General features: G+C 42.7%; 21 protein-coding genes. 7 read left to right on the top strand and 14 right to left on the bottom strand.

The window, feature by feature from the left end; all coding sequences use genetic code 11:
* The first annotated feature begins 6 nt into the window (after positions 1–6).
* On the top strand, positions 7–198 hold the full coding sequence (locus HYU97_09485) for a hypothetical protein (GenBank protein MBI2336974.1): 192 nt from the start codon (positions 7–9) through the stop codon (positions 196–198).
* Positions 199–202: 4 nt separating this feature from the next.
* On the opposite strand, the gene HYU97_09480 is transcribed toward HYU97_09485, so the two are convergent.
* The 3 genes from HYU97_09480 to HYU97_09470 all read right to left on the bottom strand — a co-directional run bounded on the left by HYU97_09480 (position 203) and on the right by HYU97_09470 (position 2,762).
* Complete coding sequence (locus HYU97_09480) at positions 203–961, bottom strand: M23 family metallopeptidase (protein MBI2336973.1); 759 nt, start codon at positions 959–961, stop codon at positions 203–205.
* 184 nt (positions 962–1,145) lie between these two features.
* The gene (locus HYU97_09475) at positions 1,146–1,649 is read right to left on the bottom strand and encodes a peptidylprolyl isomerase (GenBank protein ID MBI2336972.1); all 504 of its coding nucleotides are present in this window, start codon (positions 1,647–1,649) and stop codon (positions 1,146–1,148) included.
* Between the two features lie 171 nt (positions 1,650–1,820).
* On the bottom strand, positions 1,821–2,762 hold the full coding sequence (locus HYU97_09470; protein ID MBI2336971.1) for a histone deacetylase: 942 nt from the start codon (positions 2,760–2,762) through the stop codon (positions 1,821–1,823).
* A gap of 67 nt (positions 2,763–2,829) precedes the next feature.
* Between HYU97_09470 and HYU97_09465 the strand changes: the two genes are divergently transcribed.
* Together HYU97_09465 and HYU97_09460 are read left to right on the top strand one after the other, a co-directional pair.
* On the top strand, positions 2,830–3,285 hold the full coding sequence (locus tag HYU97_09465; GenBank protein ID MBI2336970.1) for a hypothetical protein: 456 nt from the start codon (positions 2,830–2,832) through the stop codon (positions 3,283–3,285).
* Positions 3,286–3,376: 91 nt separating this feature from the next.
* The gene (locus HYU97_09460) at positions 3,377–7,255 is read left to right on the top strand and encodes a hypothetical protein (protein ID MBI2336969.1); all 3,879 of its coding nucleotides are present in this window, start codon (positions 3,377–3,379) and stop codon (positions 7,253–7,255) included.
* On the opposite strand, the gene HYU97_09455 is transcribed toward HYU97_09460, so the two are convergent.
* Together HYU97_09455 and HYU97_09450 are read right to left on the bottom strand one after the other, a co-directional pair.
* Positions 7,252–7,812, bottom strand: coding sequence for a TPM domain-containing protein (locus tag HYU97_09455; protein ID MBI2336968.1), 561 nt, complete (start codon positions 7,810–7,812; stop codon positions 7,252–7,254). The genes HYU97_09460 and HYU97_09455 overlap by 4 nt on opposite strands.
* Before the next feature lie 718 nt (positions 7,813–8,530).
* On the bottom strand, positions 8,531–9,145 hold the full coding sequence (locus tag HYU97_09450; protein ID MBI2336967.1) for a LemA family protein: 615 nt from the start codon (positions 9,143–9,145) through the stop codon (positions 8,531–8,533).
* Positions 9,146–9,567: 422 nt separating this feature from the next.
* On the opposite strand from HYU97_09450, the gene HYU97_09445 reads away from it, so the two are divergent.
* On the top strand, positions 9,568–11,562 hold the full coding sequence (locus tag HYU97_09445) for a (Fe-S)-binding protein (protein MBI2336966.1): 1,995 nt from the start codon (positions 9,568–9,570) through the stop codon (positions 11,560–11,562).
* Positions 11,563–11,568: 6 nt separating this feature from the next.
* Here HYU97_09445 and HYU97_09440 read toward each other — a convergent pair whose 3' ends face one another.
* From HYU97_09440 to HYU97_09425, 4 genes are all read right to left on the bottom strand, one after another.
* On the bottom strand, positions 11,569–13,344 hold the full coding sequence (locus HYU97_09440) for an acyl-CoA dehydrogenase family protein (GenBank protein ID MBI2336965.1): 1,776 nt from the start codon (positions 13,342–13,344) through the stop codon (positions 11,569–11,571).
* Positions 13,345–13,435: 91 nt separating this feature from the next.
* On the bottom strand, positions 13,436–14,413 hold the full coding sequence (locus HYU97_09435; protein ID MBI2336964.1) for an electron transfer flavoprotein subunit alpha/FixB family protein: 978 nt from the start codon (positions 14,411–14,413) through the stop codon (positions 13,436–13,438).
* Between the two features lie 12 nt (positions 14,414–14,425).
* On the bottom strand, positions 14,426–15,196 hold the full coding sequence (locus HYU97_09430; protein ID MBI2336963.1) for an electron transfer flavoprotein subunit beta/FixA family protein: 771 nt from the start codon (positions 15,194–15,196) through the stop codon (positions 14,426–14,428).
* 1 nt (position 15,197) lies between these two features.
* Positions 15,198–15,893 (bottom strand): TetR/AcrR family transcriptional regulator, encoded by a 696-nt coding sequence (locus HYU97_09425; GenBank protein ID MBI2336962.1) that lies wholly within the window; start codon positions 15,891–15,893, stop codon positions 15,198–15,200.
* A 390-nt stretch (positions 15,894–16,283) separates the two neighbouring features.
* Between HYU97_09425 and HYU97_09420 the strand changes: the two genes are divergently transcribed.
* Both HYU97_09420 and HYU97_09415 read left to right on the top strand, forming a co-directional pair.
* The gene (locus HYU97_09420) at positions 16,284–16,502 is read left to right on the top strand and encodes a hypothetical protein (GenBank protein ID MBI2336961.1); all 219 of its coding nucleotides are present in this window, start codon (positions 16,284–16,286) and stop codon (positions 16,500–16,502) included.
* Entirely contained in the window at positions 16,489–16,851 is a 363-nt protein-coding gene (locus HYU97_09415) for a type II toxin-antitoxin system VapC family toxin (protein MBI2336960.1), read from the top strand. The genes HYU97_09420 and HYU97_09415 overlap by 14 nt, the downstream gene beginning before the upstream one ends.
* Before the next feature lie 14 nt (positions 16,852–16,865).
* Here HYU97_09415 and HYU97_09410 read toward each other — a convergent pair whose 3' ends face one another.
* Together HYU97_09410 and HYU97_09405 are read right to left on the bottom strand one after the other, a co-directional pair.
* A complete protein-coding gene (locus HYU97_09410; GenBank protein MBI2336959.1) occupies positions 16,866–17,264 on the bottom strand; it encodes a type II toxin-antitoxin system VapC family toxin in 399 nt (132 codons plus the stop codon).
* Positions 17,264–17,512, bottom strand: a complete 249-nt coding sequence (locus HYU97_09405) for a type II toxin-antitoxin system prevent-host-death family antitoxin (GenBank protein MBI2336958.1) — start codon at positions 17,510–17,512, stop codon at positions 17,264–17,266. The genes HYU97_09410 and HYU97_09405 overlap by 1 nt, the downstream gene beginning before the upstream one ends.
* Positions 17,513–17,630: 118 nt before the next feature.
* Here HYU97_09405 and HYU97_09400 point away from each other — a divergent pair, with 118 nt between their 5' ends.
* Positions 17,631–18,689, top strand: a complete 1,059-nt coding sequence (locus HYU97_09400) for a hypothetical protein (protein MBI2336957.1) — start codon at positions 17,631–17,633, stop codon at positions 18,687–18,689.
* Here the strand turns inward: HYU97_09400 and HYU97_09395 are convergent.
* The 3 genes from HYU97_09395 to HYU97_09385 are packed head-to-tail and all read right to left on the bottom strand — an operon-like array spanning position 18,679 to position 22,194.
* Entirely contained in the window at positions 18,679–20,082 is a 1,404-nt protein-coding gene (locus HYU97_09395) for an alkaline phosphatase family protein (protein MBI2336956.1), read from the bottom strand. The two genes, HYU97_09400 and HYU97_09395, sit on opposite strands and share 11 nt — an antisense overlap.
* Complete coding sequence (locus HYU97_09390; GenBank protein ID MBI2336955.1) at positions 20,075–20,764, bottom strand: ABC transporter substrate-binding protein; 690 nt, start codon at positions 20,762–20,764, stop codon at positions 20,075–20,077. Before HYU97_09390 ends, HYU97_09395 begins: the two co-directional genes overlap by 8 nt.
* A gap of 2 nt (positions 20,765–20,766) precedes the next feature.
* The gene (locus tag HYU97_09385; protein ID MBI2336954.1) at positions 20,767–22,194 is read right to left on the bottom strand and encodes a TolC family protein; all 1,428 of its coding nucleotides are present in this window, start codon (positions 22,192–22,194) and stop codon (positions 20,767–20,769) included.
* Positions 22,195–22,823 lie beyond the last annotated feature (629 nt).

Genomic DNA, 22,823 nt, shown 5'->3' with positions numbered 1-22,823 from the left:
TTAATTATGTTGATTTATAAAACCAAAGAAAAAGAATTTGATGTGCGAGTTCGAGACAAATTAGTATCTACCGGGCTGTTAGCACCCAACCAAATCGAAGCTTACCTGAAAGGCCTTGTTGACGAACAAGGTAACGTTTTAGAAATTAACCCGCAAGAGCTTGACGACGACATCACCCCTTCAACCCCAACGGAATAATATTTTAGTAGGTTTTGTATTGAGCTGTTCGGATAGATTCCTCGGGCACTGGCAATCCTTTGATATAATTCATAGGATTAACGGCCTTGCCACCCTGACGAATTTCAAAATGAAGATGAGGGCCTGTGCTATGACCGGTCATGCCAACGCGAGAAATGAGTTCGCCGGCTTTCACTTTTTCTCCAGCATCAACATAGATTTCTGAATTATGGCCGTAAAGAGTGGTAACACCCTTGCCATGATCTAAAATGACCGTCTTACCATAACCACCTTTGAGACCCACAAAAGCAACCACGGCCTCACTCGGTGATACGATAGGCGAACCAATCGGAGCCGCAATATCAACGCCAGCATGGTGGCGAGAATAAAAAAGTTTGACCCGCCTTTTGCCTTTAGTAGCAACGACTTTTTTCCCACCACGTCGCACCCCATATTGACTCGTCACAATCCCTTGTAAAGGCCACATGCTCAATGCACGAAAATCTTTGAAAAAGGTGGAGGTGTCAACCACCGGGACAATCTCATTACCGTCTTTATAGAAGAAAAGTGAGGCGCTCGTTGTAACTTTATCAAAAACCGGTTTTTGTTTTAAAGGCTCTACTTCTAAAACAGGAACTTCAATGACATCACCACTGGGAATTTGAAACTCATCTTCTACCACAAGGGCGTCTTCATTACTAATCAGGTCACCCACAAAGGCATAACCAGAACTAGGTATAAGCAGGGATAAACAAAGGCAAAGTACAACCCATTGGCTTCTCATAGCTTTCTCCTATCATTTGGCGAATGATTCAGGTCCTGTTTGAATGAATATTTAGTCAGGAAGTAACAAAAGATCTAGGACCTGTCAAATCAAATAACCCTTTGATTTAAATAACCTCTTTGATTTGTACACTGTTTTGGACAAGAATTATTTCGGCCTAAAACCCAAAAGGTTGCTAAATGGCTTAAGCACCCTCTTCTATTTTAACTTTTAGAATTTTATCGCCTCGTTGAATCTTTTCGACGACCTCAAAACCTTCGATGGTCTGACCAAACACCGTATAGGCGCCATCTAGAAAAGAGGTGGCTTTTAAGGTGATGTAAAATTGTGAACCACTCGATCGCCGTTCTGGGTTAACTTGATCGCCCGTACGTGCCCAGGCCAAGGCCCCTTGCAGGTGTTTGCGTTTAATTTCAGCAAGCACCGTGTAACCCGGCCCGCCCGTGCCATTGCCTAAAGGATCTCCACCTTGAACAACAAAACCCGGTTCTACCCGATGAAAAGTGAGATCGTCATAATAACCCGCCTTGGCTAACTGAATAAAATTGGTTACCGAAAGGGGCGCATCTTGAGCATAGAGTTCAACTTTAATATCCCCCTTCTCGGTTGATAGGGTGGCAAAATATTTTTTATTGGGTTCAACGGTTGAAATTTTGGGTTCTGAAACTTTGGGTCGGGATTGAGTCATAACGTTCTCCTTGGGCGGCAAACTAGCATCTAAAAAGGGCCCAGATGCAAGGCGCCCGCAAAGACGCGACCGGAGCGTATATGGAAATACGTGAGGATCGCGGCTTTGCGGGCAATCCTTCGCTTACGCTCTGGACAGGCTCTGCAGATGGGTCGTTTTTAGAGGTCCCCATTAAATATTTTTTTTGGTTAATACATCTAAAGTTGCCTGAACCCCTTCTTTAAGACCTTCCAAACTATACCCGCCTTCTAATACATAGACTTGTTTCCCTTGGCAACAATCAAGAGCGAGTTGGTGAATCATTGCAACAATGGAATAAAAACCTGCTTTCGTTAAATTGATATTCGCCAAAGGATCTAAACGATGCGCATCGTAACCGGCTGAGACTAAGATCATTTCTGGTTGATAAGTTTGAAGCGTAGGAATAATTTTATTTTGAAAGGCCATTTTATATTCTTCATCCCCTGCCCCAGCTGCCATGGGTAGGTTAAGGGTGTACCCTGCACCAGCTCCGGTTCCCTTTTCATTTGCCGATCCCGTCCCTGGATAAAAAGGATATTGATGAGTGCTAACATAAAAAATATCATCCCGATCATAAAACGAATGTTGGGTGCCATTACCATGGTGCACATCAAAATCAATGATCGCTATTTTTTTTAAATGCTGACTCGCGATTAAGTGAGCTGCAGCAATCGCAATATTATTAAAGAGACAAAACCCCATGGCGTGGTCTGTTTCAGCATGATGGCCAGGTGGGCGCACCAAGGCAAAGGCATGCTCAAATTCTCCATCGAGCACTCTTTGGCAACCATCGATTGTGCTGCCAACGGCAAATAAGGCCGCCTCCCAACTCTGTTGGCTTGTAACCGTATCGGGGTCTAAATAAGATTGAGGTCGTTGTTGGGTAGACTCAACTTGTTCAACATGAGTTTGGGTATGAACCCTAGCAATATCAACTCTAGCCCCTAAAACAGGGGTAAGCCAAGCCAGGGTTTTCCCATACCCTTGCAATACCTCATGAATAGCCTGCAAGCGGGCAGGTCTTTCGGGATGCCCAAGGCCCGTATCATGTTGCAAAAATTTTTCGTTCCATATGATAGCCGTTTTATTCATAATCACTAATGAGAGAGAAAATTATTAAAATAGCAACCTTTTTTCAAGGAGTTACGATAATTAGGGTATGAAGGGTCGTTTTTTATTAGCCAGTTTGGCCTATATCTTTTTGGTTACAACGGGATCTAAGTTTTGCGTTATTGAAGTCGAAAAAGACAAAAAAGATGAACCCGTAGTTTCTCAAACGGTCGCGCCGCACCCTGTCAGTGTGGCTATCAGCGGCAAAGTTCTATTCAAAGATTATGAAAACGGTGACTTTAAAGTTTCAGCCTTATTAACTACTGCTTGTGCCAGCGGGCTGTGCCCCGTTCAAGGCACGGCACCTTTAGCCCAAACGACTTTAAACAAACCCAGCAGTTTTCAATTATTTTTTGAAACTCAATTTAAAGATGTCATTATTCTGGTTGAACACACCGATGCCCAAAATAAAAGCCGCATTGGCTACCAAGTCATCAACGCCTTTGCCCCACCCACAGAATCTATCGAAATTAGTTTAGACAAACCCTACTCTCCACTAAACTAAAAACCATCCAAAAAAATAATAGGTGTAAAATGTTTTATAGAAATACAAATTTTACACAACTAAAAATTAGTTTTTACGAATATTGCTTATCATGGGTGGGAAAGCTCTTTTTGTTCGTTATGAATATTTGCGTGAATTTGTCGAAACCCTGGCTAGGGAAGATGGCAAGCCCGCTGAGATCAGCGAAGCAGAAATAGAAGCTGTTTTACAAGCCGATCATTTTTACACAAAAAATAAAGTTTATTCGAACGAAGAAGTTCGTGCCTATCTGACTTTATTTTATTCTGATTCCATCGCTGCTCAACTCAAGAATGTTACCCAAGAAAAATTTGAAAAACTCCCTCAAGGCTACCCCGATGATATTTCATTTTATGCACGCAAGTTTGGGATGAACGAAGATTATCAAATTTGGAAAGGCCAACACGCCTCCGGTAAAGATGTCGTTGAAGCAACACTAGATCTTCCACCTCATGAAAAACTTTGGCATTTAAATATTAACGGAGATGAACAAGACAAAGTTCACCAAACAAATGCTGATGAAATGGCCCTGACTTGGCGTTTTTTTGGAACGGCTTGGGAAAATACAATCCTCGTAGGGCCTTCTGCCCCTGTTTTAGCGGGTGGTAGCTATTTTGCTGCAAGCCAAGAAGGTGTTGATAGCGCTATGGCCGAGCTTACTGCCAAGGCTGGGCCTAAAGATCTATTGGTGGTTTATTGGACCGGTCATGGCGATTTAAAAGGTGATGATCCGCAATTAATTTTTCCACAGGGGCAACATTATAGCGTTAAACGTTTGGCTCAACAACTTAAGGGCTTACCCGTCATGGGGGTTGTGTTTGTGGCTGACCCCTGCTTTAGTGGCCCTGTCCCGCAAATCCTAGAAGAAACCTTGGTTGGTTCTAAATATTTAGAAGCCCAAGCCCCTATTTCCGATACAAAAACCACCCAATGTGGGCGATTTATCCCCTATTGGCGTGAGGCGGCTAACCGGTTGATTGATCTGGATGGTAGACCCGATATCCTTTCCTTGCGAGAGCCTTTTCTTTATGCCCTACAACATTACAACGAAGAAAATCTCTTAGGGTTACGAGGTTCTTACCGTCGCTCGGCCATTCCCTTGCATGATGCTACCGACGTAACAGCGGCTATTGATGCCCCTGGTAGAAAATTGTTGATGCTTTCCGATCCTGGTTGTGGCGCTTGTAAGCAATTAGCCCAAGAGTTTGATAATTTTCAGGTAACTCTAGGTTCAACTATTCCAATTTATAAGGTCTATAACTCCTGGACCACGGATGAAGCCTTAGCAGCCAAAGTGGGGCAGCAATTGAATGATAAATCGATCTCTTCTCAATCGTTGCCCATCCTTATTTACATGGAAGGAAACAAAGTTTTACAGGTTCGTCGCAAATTAGCTACATTAGAAGAATTACAACAAGAATTTAGTCGCCACTTTGGAGAAACATTTAATCCTGAAATAACTAACAAAAGATTGGCCGAGCATCTCTTCTTACAAGATGGAATTCCAACCCCATTCACTCTGCAATATTTGAACCGCTATGGAGAAAAGGTCTTAACCAAACTCCCGCTGTGGTTTGGAATTTTGAATACAAAAAATCCTGAATCCTTTGTCAACGATGCTCGCAAACTATTAGCCATGCCTGAAGATTTTGACTTAAGCTATGATTTGGCTCCACAATTAATTGCGCTTCCCTTATGGGCTGAACCTGCAGCAAGGGGCTTACAGCTTGAACTCGTGGGGCATTATGCAAAACGAGAGTTAGACACCTTGCCCCTACTTTTGCAAGAAGTAGCTAAAAAAGGTCCGCGTGAGTCGGTGGTTGGGGCATTACGCGGTCTTGCCCAGACTGGGCTTGAATATTATGCCTTACCTAAATTTCATAGTCTTGTAGCGGCCCCTCAAATAAAAGCCTTTCTTCAGGCCTTGCATTCCGGCGATCCTGGCATACGCTTAGTTGCTCTAGAATCATTTGCAGAGTGGAGAAGCCAATCTTATTTTCGGGTTGATCTTGCAAAAGAACTTGGTAATCCCTCTTCTCGCACAGATCTTTCAAAATTAATTTCTGTCTTAAAACAAGGCGATAAAATATTATTTAAGACCATTGCCCAATTTCTCCGTTCATCTAGTGATGAACAGCAGGCGGTCGCCATTAAAGCCCTCTTTCGTCTAAGAAAAATTAGTGTTGAAGCAACCCATTTGTTTGATGAAGTTATGCAAAAACTTCCTCCCCTCAAAACCCAAGCTATGTTTGTACTTATTTCTGAATTTCTCAATCTAGGATATGAAGAAGCACAAAAGGTTCTAAAGCAAGCTTCCCCTAAGCTTGATAAAATGATTAAACAACAAATGGTAGGGCCGCATGAAGAAGGCAGGGCAAAGGCATTAACGCTCTTGAGTTGGTCCCCAAGACCCCCCAGCTGGGAAGAAATGGTGGCCTGGTTTGAGGGTGGCAAGATTCCTGTTGCATCATTAACTTTACTCTTAAGTAAACTCCCCGTTGGTTCTTATGAACGTTATAAAAATCTTCTAGACCCACTGCTAGAACATGAAGATGAGATGGTGGTTACAAGAGTCATGACGTCTTTACGAGGGCCTTTAAGCGAACCACTGCGAACTCGGCTGCAAGAGCTGTTGATTCATGACCGGATTCATGTGCGAAAGGCAGCCGCTAAGACCTTGGCTTATGACCAGCCCTCCCAAGAGTTCCTGTTAGCCGTAGCAAAAGGCGATGCTGATGGTGGAGTTCGTTATCAAGCATTTCAGGGTTTGAAAGATGAATTTGTAGGAATTTACATTTTGAAAAACTTAAGGGATGAATTAGCTGTACTACCTAATCCTGAAATTGCTGCTGAACTTTTGAGTCACTATCTTGTGTTGAACAATGGGGAACAATTAGACGATTTTCTCAAAAAAATCCCTCTCGATGATGTTGAGCGTGTAGTGGCAATCGTTGAACGTTGGATGCTAGTTGCTACGATGGAAGAACACAGGGCTCATCGAAAGATAGGCACCCAAAAACTTACAGAAAAAATGGTGGCTTATGCTCGGACAGTTTGGAATCAATATAAAACATCCGATCGGCTTCTTATTTTACAAACAGCCTTACGTAGTAGGCAAAAACTAAGTTGGAAAACCTATACCCAAATGTTCCCTTTAACCATCGATGCCAATACTGATCCACAATTAGCCCTAGCTTATTACCAATTGCAATTGGCAAGTACTCCGCCCGAAGAAAGAAAAGACTTCTATATTGCAGCTTGGCAATCCCAAAATGTGACCGTACAATCATGGTTACTCGATGCAGCTCTATTTGAAAAAGATGCCGTATTACACCCAATTTTGAGAGATCCTGCTCTTGTAAAAAAAACCCCCGTTTTCCTTGACGCTAAGATATATCGGTATTTACGGTTTAAGCCCTCATCCCCAGATACTCAGTCCGAAGAAACAGTCATTTGTTTTACAATGCTTAAACGGTCCTCTGATCATTCTCTGAAGGCAGATCTTATTAAAAATTTTGGTCAAGGCACGACCCAAGAAATGGTTAATCATATCATCCCGTTGCTCAATGAAGAAACCTTAAGCCCTGCTGTCGTTTATTTCCTACAAAAAATGACCTACAATCATTCTGATATTCATTTGCCAAGCGGACTATGGGCCCGACTTGAAAAATTCTTAACTTCTCAAAATCTTGACCTAGTTAAAAATACACTTCGCTTCGCGGTTCTTTCCCATGAGGTCTCTGACGAACAGCGGCTTAAAATATCAGATCAATTCAGCACGCACCCCCGTGCATCGGTGAGAAGAGAGGCACTTGAGTTAACAAAACTCCTTCTTGCCTACCATAGCCATGATCAAGAAACTAAAAAAGTTCTCCAAAAATATGCAAAAGACCCCATCCCACAAATCCGGTTTGCAGCCAACCAAGCATTGGCAGCCCTAGCCTTAAATTAATTCGAAGAAATTGAATCTGGCAGTTCATTCTTATCCCCTGATTGGTAAGGGAAATAGCGCTTGAGCTCTTCTCCACATTTTAAAATGCCAGCCACTAAACCATCTGAGAACAACCCTTGTTTAAAATAACCTTCTAATTCATTGCGAATTATTTGCCAAAACTCGGCATGAACTTTATCGTGAATGCCTTGATCGCCTAAAATGGCAAACTGATGATCTTTGAGGCTTAGTAAGAAAAGGATACCATTGCGTTGGGCTGTTTTAGTCATACCCAACTGTGCAAAGATCTTTTTCCCTTCTTCCAAAATATCTCCCTTTAAATGTTTTACCAGGTGAACACGAATTTCTCCCGAAGTGTTTTTTTCAGCGGTTTGAATAGCCGAAATAATTTTTTCTTTTTCTTCATTTGAAAAAAATTTACCAACGCCCACTGGCACCTCCTCCGCCAAAACCTCCCCCGCCACCCCCACCAAAACCACCGCCACCGCCCCCAAATCCCCCAAAACCTCCAAACCCTGAACCCGACGAGCCTCCAAAGGTAATACCTCTTCGCCCATGGCGGCTGTTAGCCATAATGATTAAAAACAAAAGTAATCCAAAAAGGGGAACCCAGATTGGCTTTTGTCTTTTCTTTAATTTAGCAAGATTTTGGCCGTATTGTTGAGTAAACTCGTTGCTAAATTCATTGCCAATGGTCTTCATCATCGTGGCAACGGCTTCTTTTAATCCTAAACCAAATTGTTGAGTTCGAAACCGCGGAACCAAGATCTGTTCAATAATTGATTTAGATTTTGCATCGGTGAGCATACCTTCTAAGCCATAACCCACTTCAATCCTTAATTGGCGATCATTCAAAAAAATCAATAGGAGTACGCCATTGTCTTTTTTTAATTGGCCGGCCCGCCAAGCCTCCGCAATGCTTATCGAAAGGTCTTCTAAAACTTCGCCTTCAAGACTATTAAAAATCCCAACAAAAATCTGATTAGAGGTTTGTTTTTCATAATCAGCCAATAGCGTGTTGAGATAAGCCTTGTCGGTAGGGTCTAACAAAGAAACATAATCATTAACGTAATTATCGGGTTTGGAGGGAATATCGAAGGCATGGACAAACTGAGGGATAAACAATAATGTCATTGCGAGCGCAAGCGTGGCAATCTTCTTTTTTACGGCTCGGAATGAAATGAATGGATGCCGGATCAAAGTCCGGCATGACGTCATCCCGGACTCTGATCCGGGATCTATATATGACATTATAGGTTCTCTTAAAATAATAAATTACTTCCCAAAATCCACAGTAGGAACTTTTTGCGCAGTAGCTTCGGCTTCAAAATAAGCCTTTTCCTTCGCCCCTTTGTAAGAAGCCACAAATTTTTGTGGGATTTTTTTAATATAAGTATTGTATTCACGAGCCGCTTCATTAAATCGTTTACGCTCTACAGCAATGCGGTTCTCGGTACCTTCTAATTGACTTTGTAATTCAAGAAAATTTTGATTAGCCTTTAAATCAGGGTAACGCTCCACCACAACCATTAACTTCGACAAAGCACTGCTCAAGCCACTTTGCGCTTCTTGAAATTTAGCCATCGCAGCAGGATCATTCACCAAATTTTTTAAGGCATCACCTGAAATAGAGGTAGCCTTAGCCCGAGCCTCAACAACTTGCGTTAAGGTTTCTTGCTCATGAGCAGCATAGCCTTTCACGGTTTGCACAAGGTTAGGGATAAGATCAGCCCGCCGTTGATAAACATTCTGCACTTGCGACCACTTTTCATTAACGGTCTCTTCAAGTTGAACAATTTGGTTATAAACTCCAACCCCCCAACTAATGACCGCAAACACAGCAATAGCCAAGACACCCAAAACAACCAAAACACCAATAAACTTTTTCATATCGCCCCTTTCATCATCATGGATTACCCGATCTGAGTCGGGTAATGACACGGAGAGTTTAGAATGTATAGTTTTCGAGAATTTTTTACTGAAGTCTTTTCGAGGTAAGGAGAGGTCAAGGGAGAGCCCGCGCCCGGTCGGCCTATGAGGGTCTCTGTCATTGCGAGGAGTCTGCGACGAAACAATCCCATCGGTTTAACCGGTGAGATTGCCGCGCCCGTTGGGCTCGCAATGACAGATGCCCTCCGGAGCCTGTCCTGAGGCGCATGCGTTGGATCCGCCCTCCTAAAAGTCTCTCCATTGGCCTCTCCCTACCTCGAAAAGACTTCAGTAAAAAATTCTCGAAGACTATACCTACTTGTAGGGTTTTGGGCAAATTGATTTTTGTTGCCCGCCTGGGACTGCTGGGTTATACCGCCCCCATGTTTCCTATCTTCACTGCCCTCGTCATCGTCTTAGGTCTTGCTGTTTTTGTGTATTCTATTTACACACGCTATGGCCTCATCCATTTGGCTACCAAACCCGATCCGGAGCGTCTTAAAAAGATCCCCCAACGCATCGGCGCCGTTTTAAAATATGGTTTTGCCCAATCCAGAATGATTTTAAAAGACCCCGTGCCTGGGCTTTTTCATGCCTTTATTTTTTGGGGTTTTTGCGTTGTCTCGTTACGCACGATCACACTGTTTGGGATGGGGTTTTCAGAAGGCTTTCATCTTCCTTTATTGGGTACTACGGGTATTCTCGGTGGAGTTTACAATCTTTCCAAAGATGTCTTTTCTGGACTTGTTCTTTTAGGTGTAGCTGTTTTTTTGATTCGCCGTCTCATTACCAAACCCGCACGGATTACCCTTTCTATAGAAGGTGTTATCATCCTTTGTTTTATCGCAACCCTCATGATCACCGACTTGCTCTTTGATGGTGCTGAATTTGTACTGACCAGTTATCCTGAAACCTGGAAAGCCCCGTTAAGCGTTGCTACAGCCAATTTGCTATCTAACTTTTCTTTAAGCGAAGGGGTTTTGTCAATTTTAGGCAATGCTTCCTTTTTAATACACATCACACTGATTTTGGTTTTTCTTAACTTTTTACCTTATGGCAAACACTTTCATATCATCACCGCTCTTCCCAACATCTTTTTGCGAAATTTGCGACCTTACGGTGAGCTTGAACCCATCAACTTGGAAGATCCCAATGCCACCACCTTTGGCGTCGATAAATTAACGGAGTTTAGTTGGAAAGATGTGTTTGACATGTACACGTGCACGGAGTGCGGGCGATGCACAGCGCAGTGCCCGGCTCATAATACTGGCAAGGTGCTGAATCCTAAAAAATTTCTAAACGATATTAAAGAACATGCCTACCAAAATACGGCTAAGCTATTGAGCAAAGATGAAAATATTCGCAATGAAGCCAATCACTCCCTCGTGCCCAACCCCATTGACCCTGAAGTGCTTTGGAGTTGCACCACTTGTAGGGCTTGCGAAGAGGCTTGCCCCGTCATGATTGAATATGTCGACAAAATTGTAGAAATGCGCCGCCATTTGGTGCTTATGAAGGGCGAATTCCCTACCGAAGTGCAGAATACTTTTAAAAATATGGAAACCAATGGCAACCCTTGGGGTATTGGGTTTGATCAACGCGCGGCTTGGGCTAAAGACCTAGGCGTGCCGCTACTTTCTGAAAAGCCTGAAGTTGATGTGCTTTATTGGGTGGGTTGTGCAGGCTCTTTTGATGATCGAAACAAAAAAGTTTCTGTCGCCGTGGTTAAGATTTTACAAAAAGCCGGCATTGACTTTGCCATCCTTGGCCCCGAAGAAACCTGCACGGGTGATTCGGCTCGTCGAATTGGCAATGAATATTTATATCAAACCTTGGCCAAACAAAACATCGCCACCATGAACAAATATAAATTCAGAACGGTGCTGGCCCAGTGCCCACATTGTTTTAACACCTTGAAAAATGAATACCCCCAGTTTGGTGGAAATTTTAAGGTTGTGCATCATGCAGAATTTATTGAAAACCTGATTGCAGAAGGCCGCATCAAACCCACCAAAGACTTAAAGCAAAGCATTACTTATCATGACAGTTGTTATTTAGGTCGTTACAATAATATTTATGACGCCCCTCGTAATGTCTTAAAATCCATCCCTGGTTTAGAGGTCAAAGAAGCAGCTCTATCCCGCGAAATTGGCCGCTGTTGCGGTGCCGGCGGTGGACGTATGTGGATGGAAGAACGGGCGGGCACTCGGGTGAACCATAAGCGCTTAGAAGATTTGCAAACGGTTAATCCGCAAGGCATTGCCAGCGCATGCCCCTTCTGTCTTACCATGATGCGAGACGCAACGCGGGATAAAGAAGTTGAAGAAAAGATTCAAACGAAAGACTTTGCTGAATATTTAGCTGAGTCTCTTGAATAAAAACCTTTATAAGGCGTAGCCATCGTGTTCGATACAATGGGCTGCGATGTCTAAACGGAAGTTCAAAGTGTCGCGGGGTTTGGGTTTTAAAATTCGATCGATGGCCTTTTCGTATTTTGTAAAACCCTCTTCATCACCATGGCAAATGTTGGCGCAAAATTGTTTAGCACGGGTAACTAATTCATTACATTTGTCGGTAATGTAGGTCCGAACCATGGCCATAGGAATGGCCGCCTTTTCCTGATCGTTGATTTTTAATAATTTTAAAGTACGGGCCAGTGCACTATCGACGGCGTAAACTTCAATGATAAAATCCGCAATCTCGGCCAAAAAACTTTGCCGGTCTTTAATGTCGGCCATGTATTTTTGAACCGCAACCCCACTAATATAGAGGGTTAATTTTTTAAGTTGGTTCACATTATTCATTGAATTAGCCAGAACACCCTCTCCCTTCATGGTAAAACCAGTTTTTAATTGGCCAATCACTTCTTGAATGGGACCCATCAGGTCCATTTCGCCTGACATGGCTCGTTTGAAAAGCGTGCCCGTGATAAGAAGACGGTTGATTTCGTTGGTACCTTCAAAAATGCGGGTGATACGACAATCGCGATAGGCCGATTCCACGGGATATTCTTGAATAAAACCATAACCACCATGCATTTGCACAGCTTCATCGGCCACAAAGGCATTGGCCTCGGAACCGTAGACTTTACAAATAGAGGCCTCAATATTGTAGGCCTCGACGGCTTTCAAATATTGATCGTAATAATCGGTAGCATTAGAATCTAAGGTGGCAAGGGCTTGGTCTAAATCGTGGGCATAGCGGTACATCATACTTTCAGTCACAAAAGTACGCACCGCACAGTTAGCAATTTTGGTTTGGATTAATTCAAAATCGGCCAAAGGCTGACCAAATTGCTTGCGCTCTTTGACATATTTAACCGCGTGCATCAGTTCATTTTTACAATTGCCAATACTGGCTGCGCCTAATTTCCACCGGCCAACATTTAAAACATTAAACGCAATTTTATGCCCTCGGCCAACCTGCCCTAACACATTTTCTACCGGCACCTTGGCATCTTGCAAAACAATCGTGGTAGTTGAAGAACCTTTGATGCCCATCTTTTTTTCTTCAGGCCCATGGGTAACGCCCGGCATGTCTTTCTCGACAATAAATCCTGTAAATTTTTCACCATCGACCTTGGCAAATACGGTAATGACATCCGCCCACGCCCCATTGGTGATAAACATCTTTTCGCCGTTCAGAATATAATGTTTGCCATCGGCCGAAAGCACAGCCTTAGTTTTAGCTGCCAAGGCATCGGAGCCAGAACCTGCCTCGGTTAGCGCATAGGCACCTACAAATTCTCCGGTAGCAAGCTTGGGTAAATATTTTTGTTTTTGGGCCTCGGTTCCGTAATAAAGGATGGGCAAGGTACCAATGCCGGTATGGCAAAGCATCGTCACTGAAAAAGACCCTTGTGCCACACAGTTTTCAGCCAGCACCGTGGCAGCAACTTTATTAAGACCAAGGCCATTGTATTTTTCAGGAACTTCGGCCATCAACAAACCAATTTCACCGGCTTTTTTAAGCAAGGAAATAGAGACACCTGATTCTTGCCGCTCAATGGCATCGGATTTTGGCAAAACATCGTTGGTGATAAAATCGTGAGCAGTCTGGCCTAATGCCTTGGTGGCTTCGTCGATTTCTTCTAAAATAAAGACCTCTTCAGAACCAACATCATCAAGTAGGAAACTAGCACCTTTTTTATAAGATGACATATATTTGCCTTTCTCTCATGTCATTACCTGGTCAAGCCGGGTAATCCATCATGGATCCCGGGTCAAGCCCGGGATGACAGGGTAATCTGGATTAACCCTGCAAAAGTTTTTTAAACTCGGTGGTTAACAGGGGCACGGCTTGAAACAAATCCGCCACGATCCCATAATCGGCCTTGGTAAAAATGGGTGCTTCGGGATCTTTATTGATGGCCACAATAACTTTTGAATTGCGCATGCCAGCCAAGTGTTGAATCGCACCGGAAATCCCACAAGCAATATACAACTTGGGATTAACCACTTTACCCGTTTGCCCAACTTGCATGTCATGCGGCGCATAGCCTGAATCAACGGCTGCCCGGGAGGCACCCACTGATGCACCAATGACATCGGCCAATTCAAAAAGAATTTTAAAATTGTCGGCTGACTTTAAAGACCGACCACCTGAAACAATCATTTCTGCTTCAGTTAAATCAGGGCGATCTGACTTACCTTGAACCAGCTCTTTCATCATGGCAGGGAGTGTGCCCAAATCAACTGCGACCGGAACCATTTGGGCGGTTTGCCCACTTTGAGGTTCACCCGCACCAAAGCTGTTAGGCCGTACACTGGCTAATTGCAAATCCGTGTTGAACGTCACATCAACCAAGGCCTTGCCAGAATAAACCGGCCGAGTGGCAAGCAATTTGCCATTATTAATTTTTAAATCGGTCACATCATTTGCAAGGCCAGAGCCCAACTTTGCCGCTACCCTAGGCAATAAATCTTTGCCTAAGGGAGAAGCCGAAACCAGCACAATGCTCGGTTTAGCTTGTTCAACAGAGGCCGCTAAGGCCTTGGCAAACCCAACGGTATTGTATTTTGTCAATTGCGCATTCTCGACGGCATAAACTTTTTTTGCTCCAAAAGAACCTAAATCTTGAATGAGGTCATTCAAACCTTGGCCTATAACCATGGCTTCAACCTGGCCACCGATTTGACTTGCTAGCTTTTGGCCAATGTTTAAAAGTTCATGGGCAGATTTCTTTACTCGACCATTTTCGTGTTCAGCTAAAATTAATACGTTTGACATTTTTGGACTCCTTTAAATAATTTTGGCTTCTTCTCTTAATAATTTGACCAATTCAGGAATGGTTTTATCTAATTCGCCTTGCAAAATTCGCCCGGGCGCCTTTTCAGGAGGCAAGCGATAATTACTTAAAGTAACTTTCGCGGTTGCTCCAGCCAACAAATCCGCAGCATTTAATTTTTCCACGGGTTTAGATTTTGCTTTCATAATCCCGGGCAGTGAAGCATAGCGCGGGGTATTAAGCCCAGTTTCAGCGGCTAATAATGCAGGCAACTGCACTTCGTAAACTTCTTTGGCGCCTCCAGCCACCCGCCGGGTTACCTTAGCAACGTTTCCTTGCCACTCAATTTTTTCTACAACAGTCACTTGGGGCCAATTTAATAACTCCGCAATCATTTGAGTGACTTGGCCAGAATCTTTATCGAGGGCTTGCTTGCCTGTAAAAACAACTTCGAACCCTTGGTTTTTGATAATTTGTGATAATAGTGTTGCCGTTTGAAAACTATCAAAGTCTTGCCCACCATCTTGTACATGTACAGCTTTGTCACAACCCATGGCCAATGCAGTACGAATGGATTCGACACAACGATCGGGCCCTAACGAAATGACTGTCACTTCACTCCCCGCATTTTTTTCTTTGGTACGAATGGCCTCTTCCACCGCAAATTCATCGTAGGGGCTAATGATGTATTTAATACCATCGGTTTCAATCCCGCTGCCATCGGCTTTGATTCTAATTTTAGTTTCGGTATCGGGTACCTGCTTAATTAAAACAGCTATTTTCATATTATCTCCTTTCGAGATTGCCACGCTCGTTATCATGGATCCCCGCCTTCGCGGGGATGACACCGCTCGCAATGACATCATGTTTTTTATTTTCTTCTTCACTGCATTTCTTCAAACCGTTAATAAAAACATTGGCCAATTGTTTGGCACAAGATTCGAGCGTGTATTTTTTCTTTTTAAGTAAAATCCACTCCAGTGCCATTTCATCGACTGCTCCAAAAATGGCCCGACTCAAAACATGTAAATCTAAATTGTTATTAAAGACCCCTTTGCTTTGCCCTTGCTGAATAATTTCGGAAATAATTTCTAAATAGGCCTTAAATTTACGAACATCATATTCCTTCATGAACTTTGAGCTTTGCCTTAATTCGATTTGTAAAACTTGGGCAACATAAGGATTTTTTTCTACGAGTTCTAAATGTAATTTGATAAATAGTTCTAACTTTTCGGCAGGATCTAATGAAGTTTCTAAGGTTTTTTTAACCGTTGAGATAAACACATCCATGCTGTGTTCAAAAATAGAGATAAGGATGTCATCTTTGTTTTTGAAATATAAGTAGATGGTACCATCGGCCACATCGGCCTCGGCAGCAATATCCGCCACCTTGGAGTTATAAAAACCTTTTTTCGCAAAGACCTTGGTAGCGGCCTCGATGATCTTTTGGTACTTTTCTGATGTGTTTTTAGCTATTTCCATAAATTGAATGAACCACCATTCATAATGAATGATGATTCATTCATAGACATAACTCCTCTACTTGGTCAAGGGTATTTTTGCTTGATCTGTAACCCTTCAGTGACGGGTGGAGAGTGCTCAAATTGTTGAGGAAGCCATTAGCTTATGCGGCGGGGTCTCCTCTGTCATTGCGAGGCCAGCCAGCCGAAGCAATCTCTTCTGTTTAACCGGTGAGATTGCCACGCCCGTTGGGCTCGCAATGACAGGAAGTCCGTGCCGGCTAGTCCCATGAGGGTCGCCGATGGAGCGCGGCTGACAAAATAACCCAAGCGCTCTCCCTGCAAGAGTGAAGCATTATAATGGACATTTAAAATGACTAGACATTTTATTTGTCTATAGTATAATGGCTTTGTGAAAAAAATTGGGGCTGCAAAATTCAAGGAACAGTGCCTTGCCATCTTAGAACAACTAGATTCCGATGGCTTGCTCGTTACCAAACGAGGAAAACCCATTGCTAAAATTTATCCTTTTAACACAGATTCTGCTCAATTGATTGGGCGCTTAAAGGGAAAGCTTAAAATTAAAGATGAAGTTTTATCCACCGGAGTAAAATGGAATGCTCAATCTTGACACCCATATTTTACTCTATGCCTTAACAGGTGATTTAAACCTATCTGAAAGACGCCTACTTTCCAAAAATCCATGGTGTATTTCTGCCATTGTTTTATGGGAAATCGCCAAGCTATCCCAACTCAAACGAATTGATTACGATCTAGAAGATAAGGAATTTCGTCAAATTTTGGCAAGAATCGAAATCATTCCTTTAGACTTAGCCATTTGCCAACAATCCATACAACTTGATTTTAAAGGAGATCCGGCTGACGAAATCATTGCGGCCACAAGTGTTGTTCATAAAATCCCCCTTTTGACTCGCGACAAAAAAATCTTATCTTCAAAACTAGTTCCCCTTGCTCACTAACAAAAGGACAGGGTTCATACTACGGCCACCATTTTAGATTGAATGATAAGTTTATCAACTGTCATGAGATGAAGTTCATGATAACGCGCTGTTGCTGCAATGAGTTGATCAGCAGGGTCTTTAGGAAATTCATTACCCAAGCGATTGCTCTCCAAAATGACCCCTGCACTTAACGGATAAATTTGAAGAAGCGGATCTTCTTCAAGATCAAAAAACCATTGATCAAGAGAAAAATTGATTTTGAATTTTCCTAATGAAACAAGTTTAGAAATTTCCCACAAAGAAATAATTGAAAGACCTATGGGTTGTTCTTGTGCTTCTTTTTGTTCAAGAATTCTTAGATATTCAGTAGAAATCTTTGGAGAATCGAGGTACCACCAAAGTAGGATGTGGGTGTCTAGCAAAATCTTCACTATTTTAACACGTCCCAATCTTCGCTAAAACTAACATAAACAATATCACCTTCTAAAGTGGCTAGGCCTTTCAAAGAACCTCTACGAACAATCTTTTTGGGTTTTTTCACAGGTACAACTCGAGCCAACGGTACGCCTTTTTTAAGGATCGTATACTCCTTGCCTTTCTTTCCCGTTTCATCGAGCAAACGTAAACAATGGGTTTTAAAGTCACTAATCTTAATTCCGGAATTATGCGGCTTTGCCATGGATATACATTATCATGACTATTTAACCAGTCAAGTGTCTATTTTTAACCTGAGCAACAGTTTTGTTTAGAAAACGATAAGCCTTTAATCAGGGTGGGATAAAATTAAGAAGGTGGATATGGGAGCTCCGGAATTCAAAAAAAAAGCTGAATTTTATCAAATTAATCCGACGACTTATTGGGCTGATCTTGATGGTGATGGAAAGCAGGGTAATTTTGAGAAATTTACTATTAAGCCTGGTGAAAATCGTGTTGTAAAGGCCCAAGAATTCATCAAACAAAATCCCTCTACTTTTTGGGACTTTATTGAATGGGAACCCACCTTTAAACCCGCTCCTAATTTCAATCACCCTGAAAAAACTACGCTAAGTAAGCAAATCAATCTCGATATTGCCGCTCTCGAAAAAATGCAAGACCGGCCCAAAATCTACGATGAATTGCTGGCTGATTTGAAATTAATCCAAGAAGAATTACCTTATGTTAAATTTCGTTACCCAAATGAAGGCGAAGTTCCTGAAGGGTTTATTGGCATTTACGATCCAATAAATAATGAAATGATCGTTACGGCTGGGGCACCGGCTAGTTTGTTAATTCATGAAACGGATCATCTGCTCACCGAAAAGCGTCGTAATGAAAATTGGAGTGTTGAATGGAAATTAAAATGTGACAATGGCCACAAGCATACTATTCCTAAATCACCTCATGCCCCTAGCCCAAACCAAGTTCGCACAAAATTTTCATTTAATTTAGATTTTGCCCAACAAGAGATTAAAACCTTTACTTATGACAGTGTGGTTGCATGGAGTTATGTATTAAAAACCTTGGAAATGGGGAGTGAGATCTGTCTAGGGGAAGTCAACAAACAAGTAGCCTTGGCTAACGAGGTGCGTGGTTATATGACGATGGCGCGGTATTTATTGTTTCGTATTGGTTTTACCGAACAACAGCTGGGTGCTTATCAAAAAGGTGGCTTTGCTAATACAACACTCTCAAAAGCCTTTATTGAAGTTGGGCTTCAGCATCATTTGGAAGGCAGCAATTTAAATTATCGGTGGGCCAATGCAATGGTTGTAAGTTATTTAGATGGAAAGTTAGATGTCTTTGTAAAAGCTTATTATACTGACATGGCTGCTCCTGGTTTTGTTGATCAACCGGGTTGCGCCCGAGTTAATGAATAACCTCTCCATCAATCCCATCAGGAATCTCTAAGCCCATTAATTTTAATACGGTGGGAAACACATCCACGCTGCGGGCGTAGTCTTGAGTGACGGGGGCATTGATAAAGATTGGCACAAGCATGTGTTGTTCGTGCAGAGCGCCGTGGCCGGATTGGTGTTCGGGGTTTTCAAAGCGTAGACGCAAGTCATAGCCTGGTGCAGCGCTTAAAACCACATCACCGGTACGCGATGAACGAAATAGCTGAGGTATCTGAACTAAAGCATCAGGATATTGCGTATGGATGGTTTGAGCTAAGGCCTCTTGTTGGGTCATTTTTGTGGGCAAAGCAGAATAACCAAAGGGGTCCCCTTTTAAAACCTGATACTCAATTGAATCTGGATTTTCTTTGATAATGGCTTGGCCAATTTTACTTTCAACATTGATCCAACCCGAGGCAGCTTGAGTTAACATTAAACCAACGGCGGGTTCATTTCTAAGTTCTGCTAAAATTTCTGCATATTGGCCCTGCAATGCTTCATGAGTTAAGCGCTCGGCCCACTGGTTTTGCCCTTTGAAATAAATGTGGGTCATGGCATTGCCCGAAGTCATACTAGCCGCATCTAGGCGTAAGCGATGAACCTTAGGGTGATACAGCGTTTTTAACCCATGAGTTTCTAACATCTCCCCTACTCCATAATGGGTATGGCATTCCGACAGCCCATGATCGCTTACTAGTAAAAAGAGGGTGTCATCGTATTTGCCCAATTGTTTTAAACGCGTGCCCACCTCGCCAAAATAGGTATCGAGTTTTTGATAAGCTTCTAAGGTTGAGGGATGCTCGGGCGAACTTAAATGAGAAAATTCATCGATCCCAGGAAACACGACGAATAAAAATTCAAAATCGCCCTCAATGATTTTCAAAGTTTTTTGAAAAGCGGCCTTATCAGCTACATCCCAGCGATCGGTAAGATGACAATAAAACCAATACCAAATTTTGGCATGCCGGGAGACATGGTGTTTGGCGCCTTTGCTGACCGCACTGAAAATATTAAAAGATTTAGGGATGAGCTCAAAGAGCGTGGGGATGTTTGAGTTCATATCGCGGTCCATCAAATAACTCTCTAGCCCTACATAACTGCGAAATTTGCAAGTGGAAAAAACGAAGGCAGAATATTCTTGTTTATCAAACCAACGAATCCCGGGGATATTACAGGTGCCGGGGAAACACCCTGTTAAATAAGGCAAATAAGCTGGCCCCGTGGTGGAAGGGAAAACGCTAACCCCTTTTAAGAGCTTGCCTTCTTTTAAAAAAATTTCTTCAAAAGCTGGCAATTGGCCTTGTTGGAGTAGCTTTTGGAAAGTGCTGTAACGAGCCCCATCAGCCAAAATCATGATGCAACGTTTTTTATTCATCATGTTCCATCAATTTTTTATTCATGCGGTTGACAAGTTCGCCGTAACCATATTTTTTAATGATACTATCGAATTGATAGCGATAATTATCAACCAGGCTAGCATCGTCTACCACTACATCGTAAATTCTCCACTGCGACCCCACTTTGCGAAACCGGTATTGAATGTTGACCTCGTTATTGTCTTGGGTGCGAATATGAATTTTTGAAATGGCCATATTCCCTTGCGAAAAACTATCGCCTCGATAATTAACCACATATTTTTTACCCCTTGTTTTGCTTTGTTCACTGGTAAAAAGGGCCTTTTTTTCAAGAATGCGCGACATAAGATTGACAAATTGATCTTGCTCGGCCCCGGAGCGTTGATCCCAATGTTTATCAAGCGAACGGCGGCACAGCTCTCTTAAATCAAAGGTGCCCTGAATGATTTCTCGTTTTATTTTGGCATTGTATTCTTCATCAGCCGCGCTAAGCGGTTTTTGAGTTTTATAAGACTTCATTTTATCTTCGATATCTAAAATAGCTCGAGTGGGTGTGCCAGGGGCTGCATTGATATTACCCATACGTTTGACGGTGTTACCCTGCCCTTCCCCCCCGTCACCTTTGGGGGCTGCCCATGAAACGGCGCTAAAAAAGAAGATGAATAATAAAAATGACATGTAGCTTAAAATTGTTTTTTTCATCATCACCTCGTTTGCACCAACTCACTGGCGCTTTGAATTTTGGCTTCTAGTTCAGCCACCGTTGTATTATAATTAAAAGTGCTTTCTAAATAACGACCTCGCATAATGAGGTATTGTTTCAACGCATCGGCGTATTCGTTGGGTTCACCAATTCCAATATCTAGGTTACTTTTAGTCAAAAAAACGAGTTGGCGCGCTAATTGCCGGCCTTTATCAGAATCTTCCAGTTCTTGCTTAGCCCTTTTTACCTCTTCAAATTGTTTGCGCAAGTCAAGCTCTAACCCTTCTTTGGCAATACTTTTTTTAAGGGCAGCACTATAATACTCGGCTTGAGTACGCTTAATTTTTGAAACTTGGCCATTGATATCGAGTTTACCTTTAAGCCGAACCCCCACCGCTGCTCTTACAAAATTAAAGGGGTTGTTAAAGTCATCATCTGCAGCCAGCCCGGTAATGGGATCGGTGGAAACACCAAATTCAAACAAGCCACCAGCGCCAATGTCGGGCAATAAGGCCCGTTTTTCTAAGCGATATTGTTTTTCTTTGGCTTGCAGGCCAATATTAAGCAATTTTTCATCAGGGTTATTTTTTCGCTCACCACTTAAATAACTTTGAAACTCTTTAACATTAAAATTAGTAGGCTGAAGATGTCTGTTTAAAATACTCAAATTATAATTTTTAGAAACACCAAGGGTAATGCGCAAACCTTCTACTGCTAATTGCTCTTTTTGCTCAGCTTCATAAAGCTTTTTAGAAGTTTCGAAACGAAATAATTTTAATTTGGTAATGGCTACAGGATCGGGGGGCTCTTTCTCATCACTTTCTTTACGCCGGATTTCGGCACTTAAATGCCCCTCGGCCTCTTGCAATAAGGCAATGAGGTCTCTCGCCAATAAAATCCCCCAATAAAGTTTTTTAACTTTAACCACAATTTCATTTTCTTTTTGTTCTTTTTTAACCCGTTCAGCTTGAACCCCATCTTTTGCCAAAGATTGGGCAATCGATAATTTCCCAAAGGTATAAACCGGAATACCCAACTCGAGTCTAAACCGACTGGCTAACGTAATGTTCCCATTAAACATGCTCGCAAGGGCGTCATCAATATCGGTGGGGGCTGGGCCTAATTCAACACTATATTCCACCACAGGCATACCACCGGCTTTGGCTTCGCGGAGTTTCCACTGCGCCGCCTCAATATCGTAATCGGAAGCACGAATTTCTTTATTATTAAGGAGGGCCATTCTAATACAATCATCAAGACTTACTAAAAGTTCATGGTTGGCATCGATGGCGTTGTTTAAAAAACTACTTTCCGTCTCTGGTAAAGATTCGGGTAGAGATTCTTGAGCAGCAACATTTGCAATGGGACCAGCCAATAAGAGCATCAAAACCCAACAAATTTTTAAACAATTCCGCAAAATTTTCGGCATGCAGGTTCCAAGCAAATGATAGACCCGTCGAAAGGGTGTTTTGTGAAAAACATTTTCCTATCATAGGCTTGAACCTATAGCAACCGCCTTACATTTTAAAGCCCTGATATTGCCACGTCTTTTCGAGGTAGGGAGAGGCCAATGGAGAGCCCGAGTAGGCCGACCGGGCGCGGGCTCTCCCTTGACCTCTCCCTACCTCGAAAAGACTTCTTCTCAAATATTTGAGATTATATAAAAATAGAGTGAGGCGACTTTGCAGTTGAGTTAGCTTTTTCGACCCATCGCGGAATCGCCGGGGCCCCCAATGCGGATTAGCGGGCACGGAAAGCCGCGGCTCGCCTCTGGGCGAGAACGCGGAAGGCTTCCGTGCCCGCTAATCCCATTAGAAGATATGGATGACCTCAGCACTTGCCACCGGGCGCTGGTTAGCCCAATAAGAGAGTGCAACAAAATGGTTTGTTGCAACAACACTTAAGCAAAGGAGGCCATCAATGAATGAAGGTATATTTTTTATTGCAATCGATGTCGATGATAATTTATTCCACGGTTGTGGAATAAACTCACAGACCGGCGAGATTCGAGAATTCAGCTGTCGGCCGACGGTCGGGCATTTGGAAAAGAAATTAGCG

The sequence above is a fragment of the Deltaproteobacteria bacterium genome (assembly GCA_016183235.1).
Taxonomy (GTDB): domain Bacteria; phylum UBA10199; class UBA10199; order DSSB01; family JACPFA01; genus JACPFA01.
The sequence above is the reverse complement of the archived record's forward strand: the minus strand, read 5'-3'. Positions and strand labels throughout refer to the sequence as shown.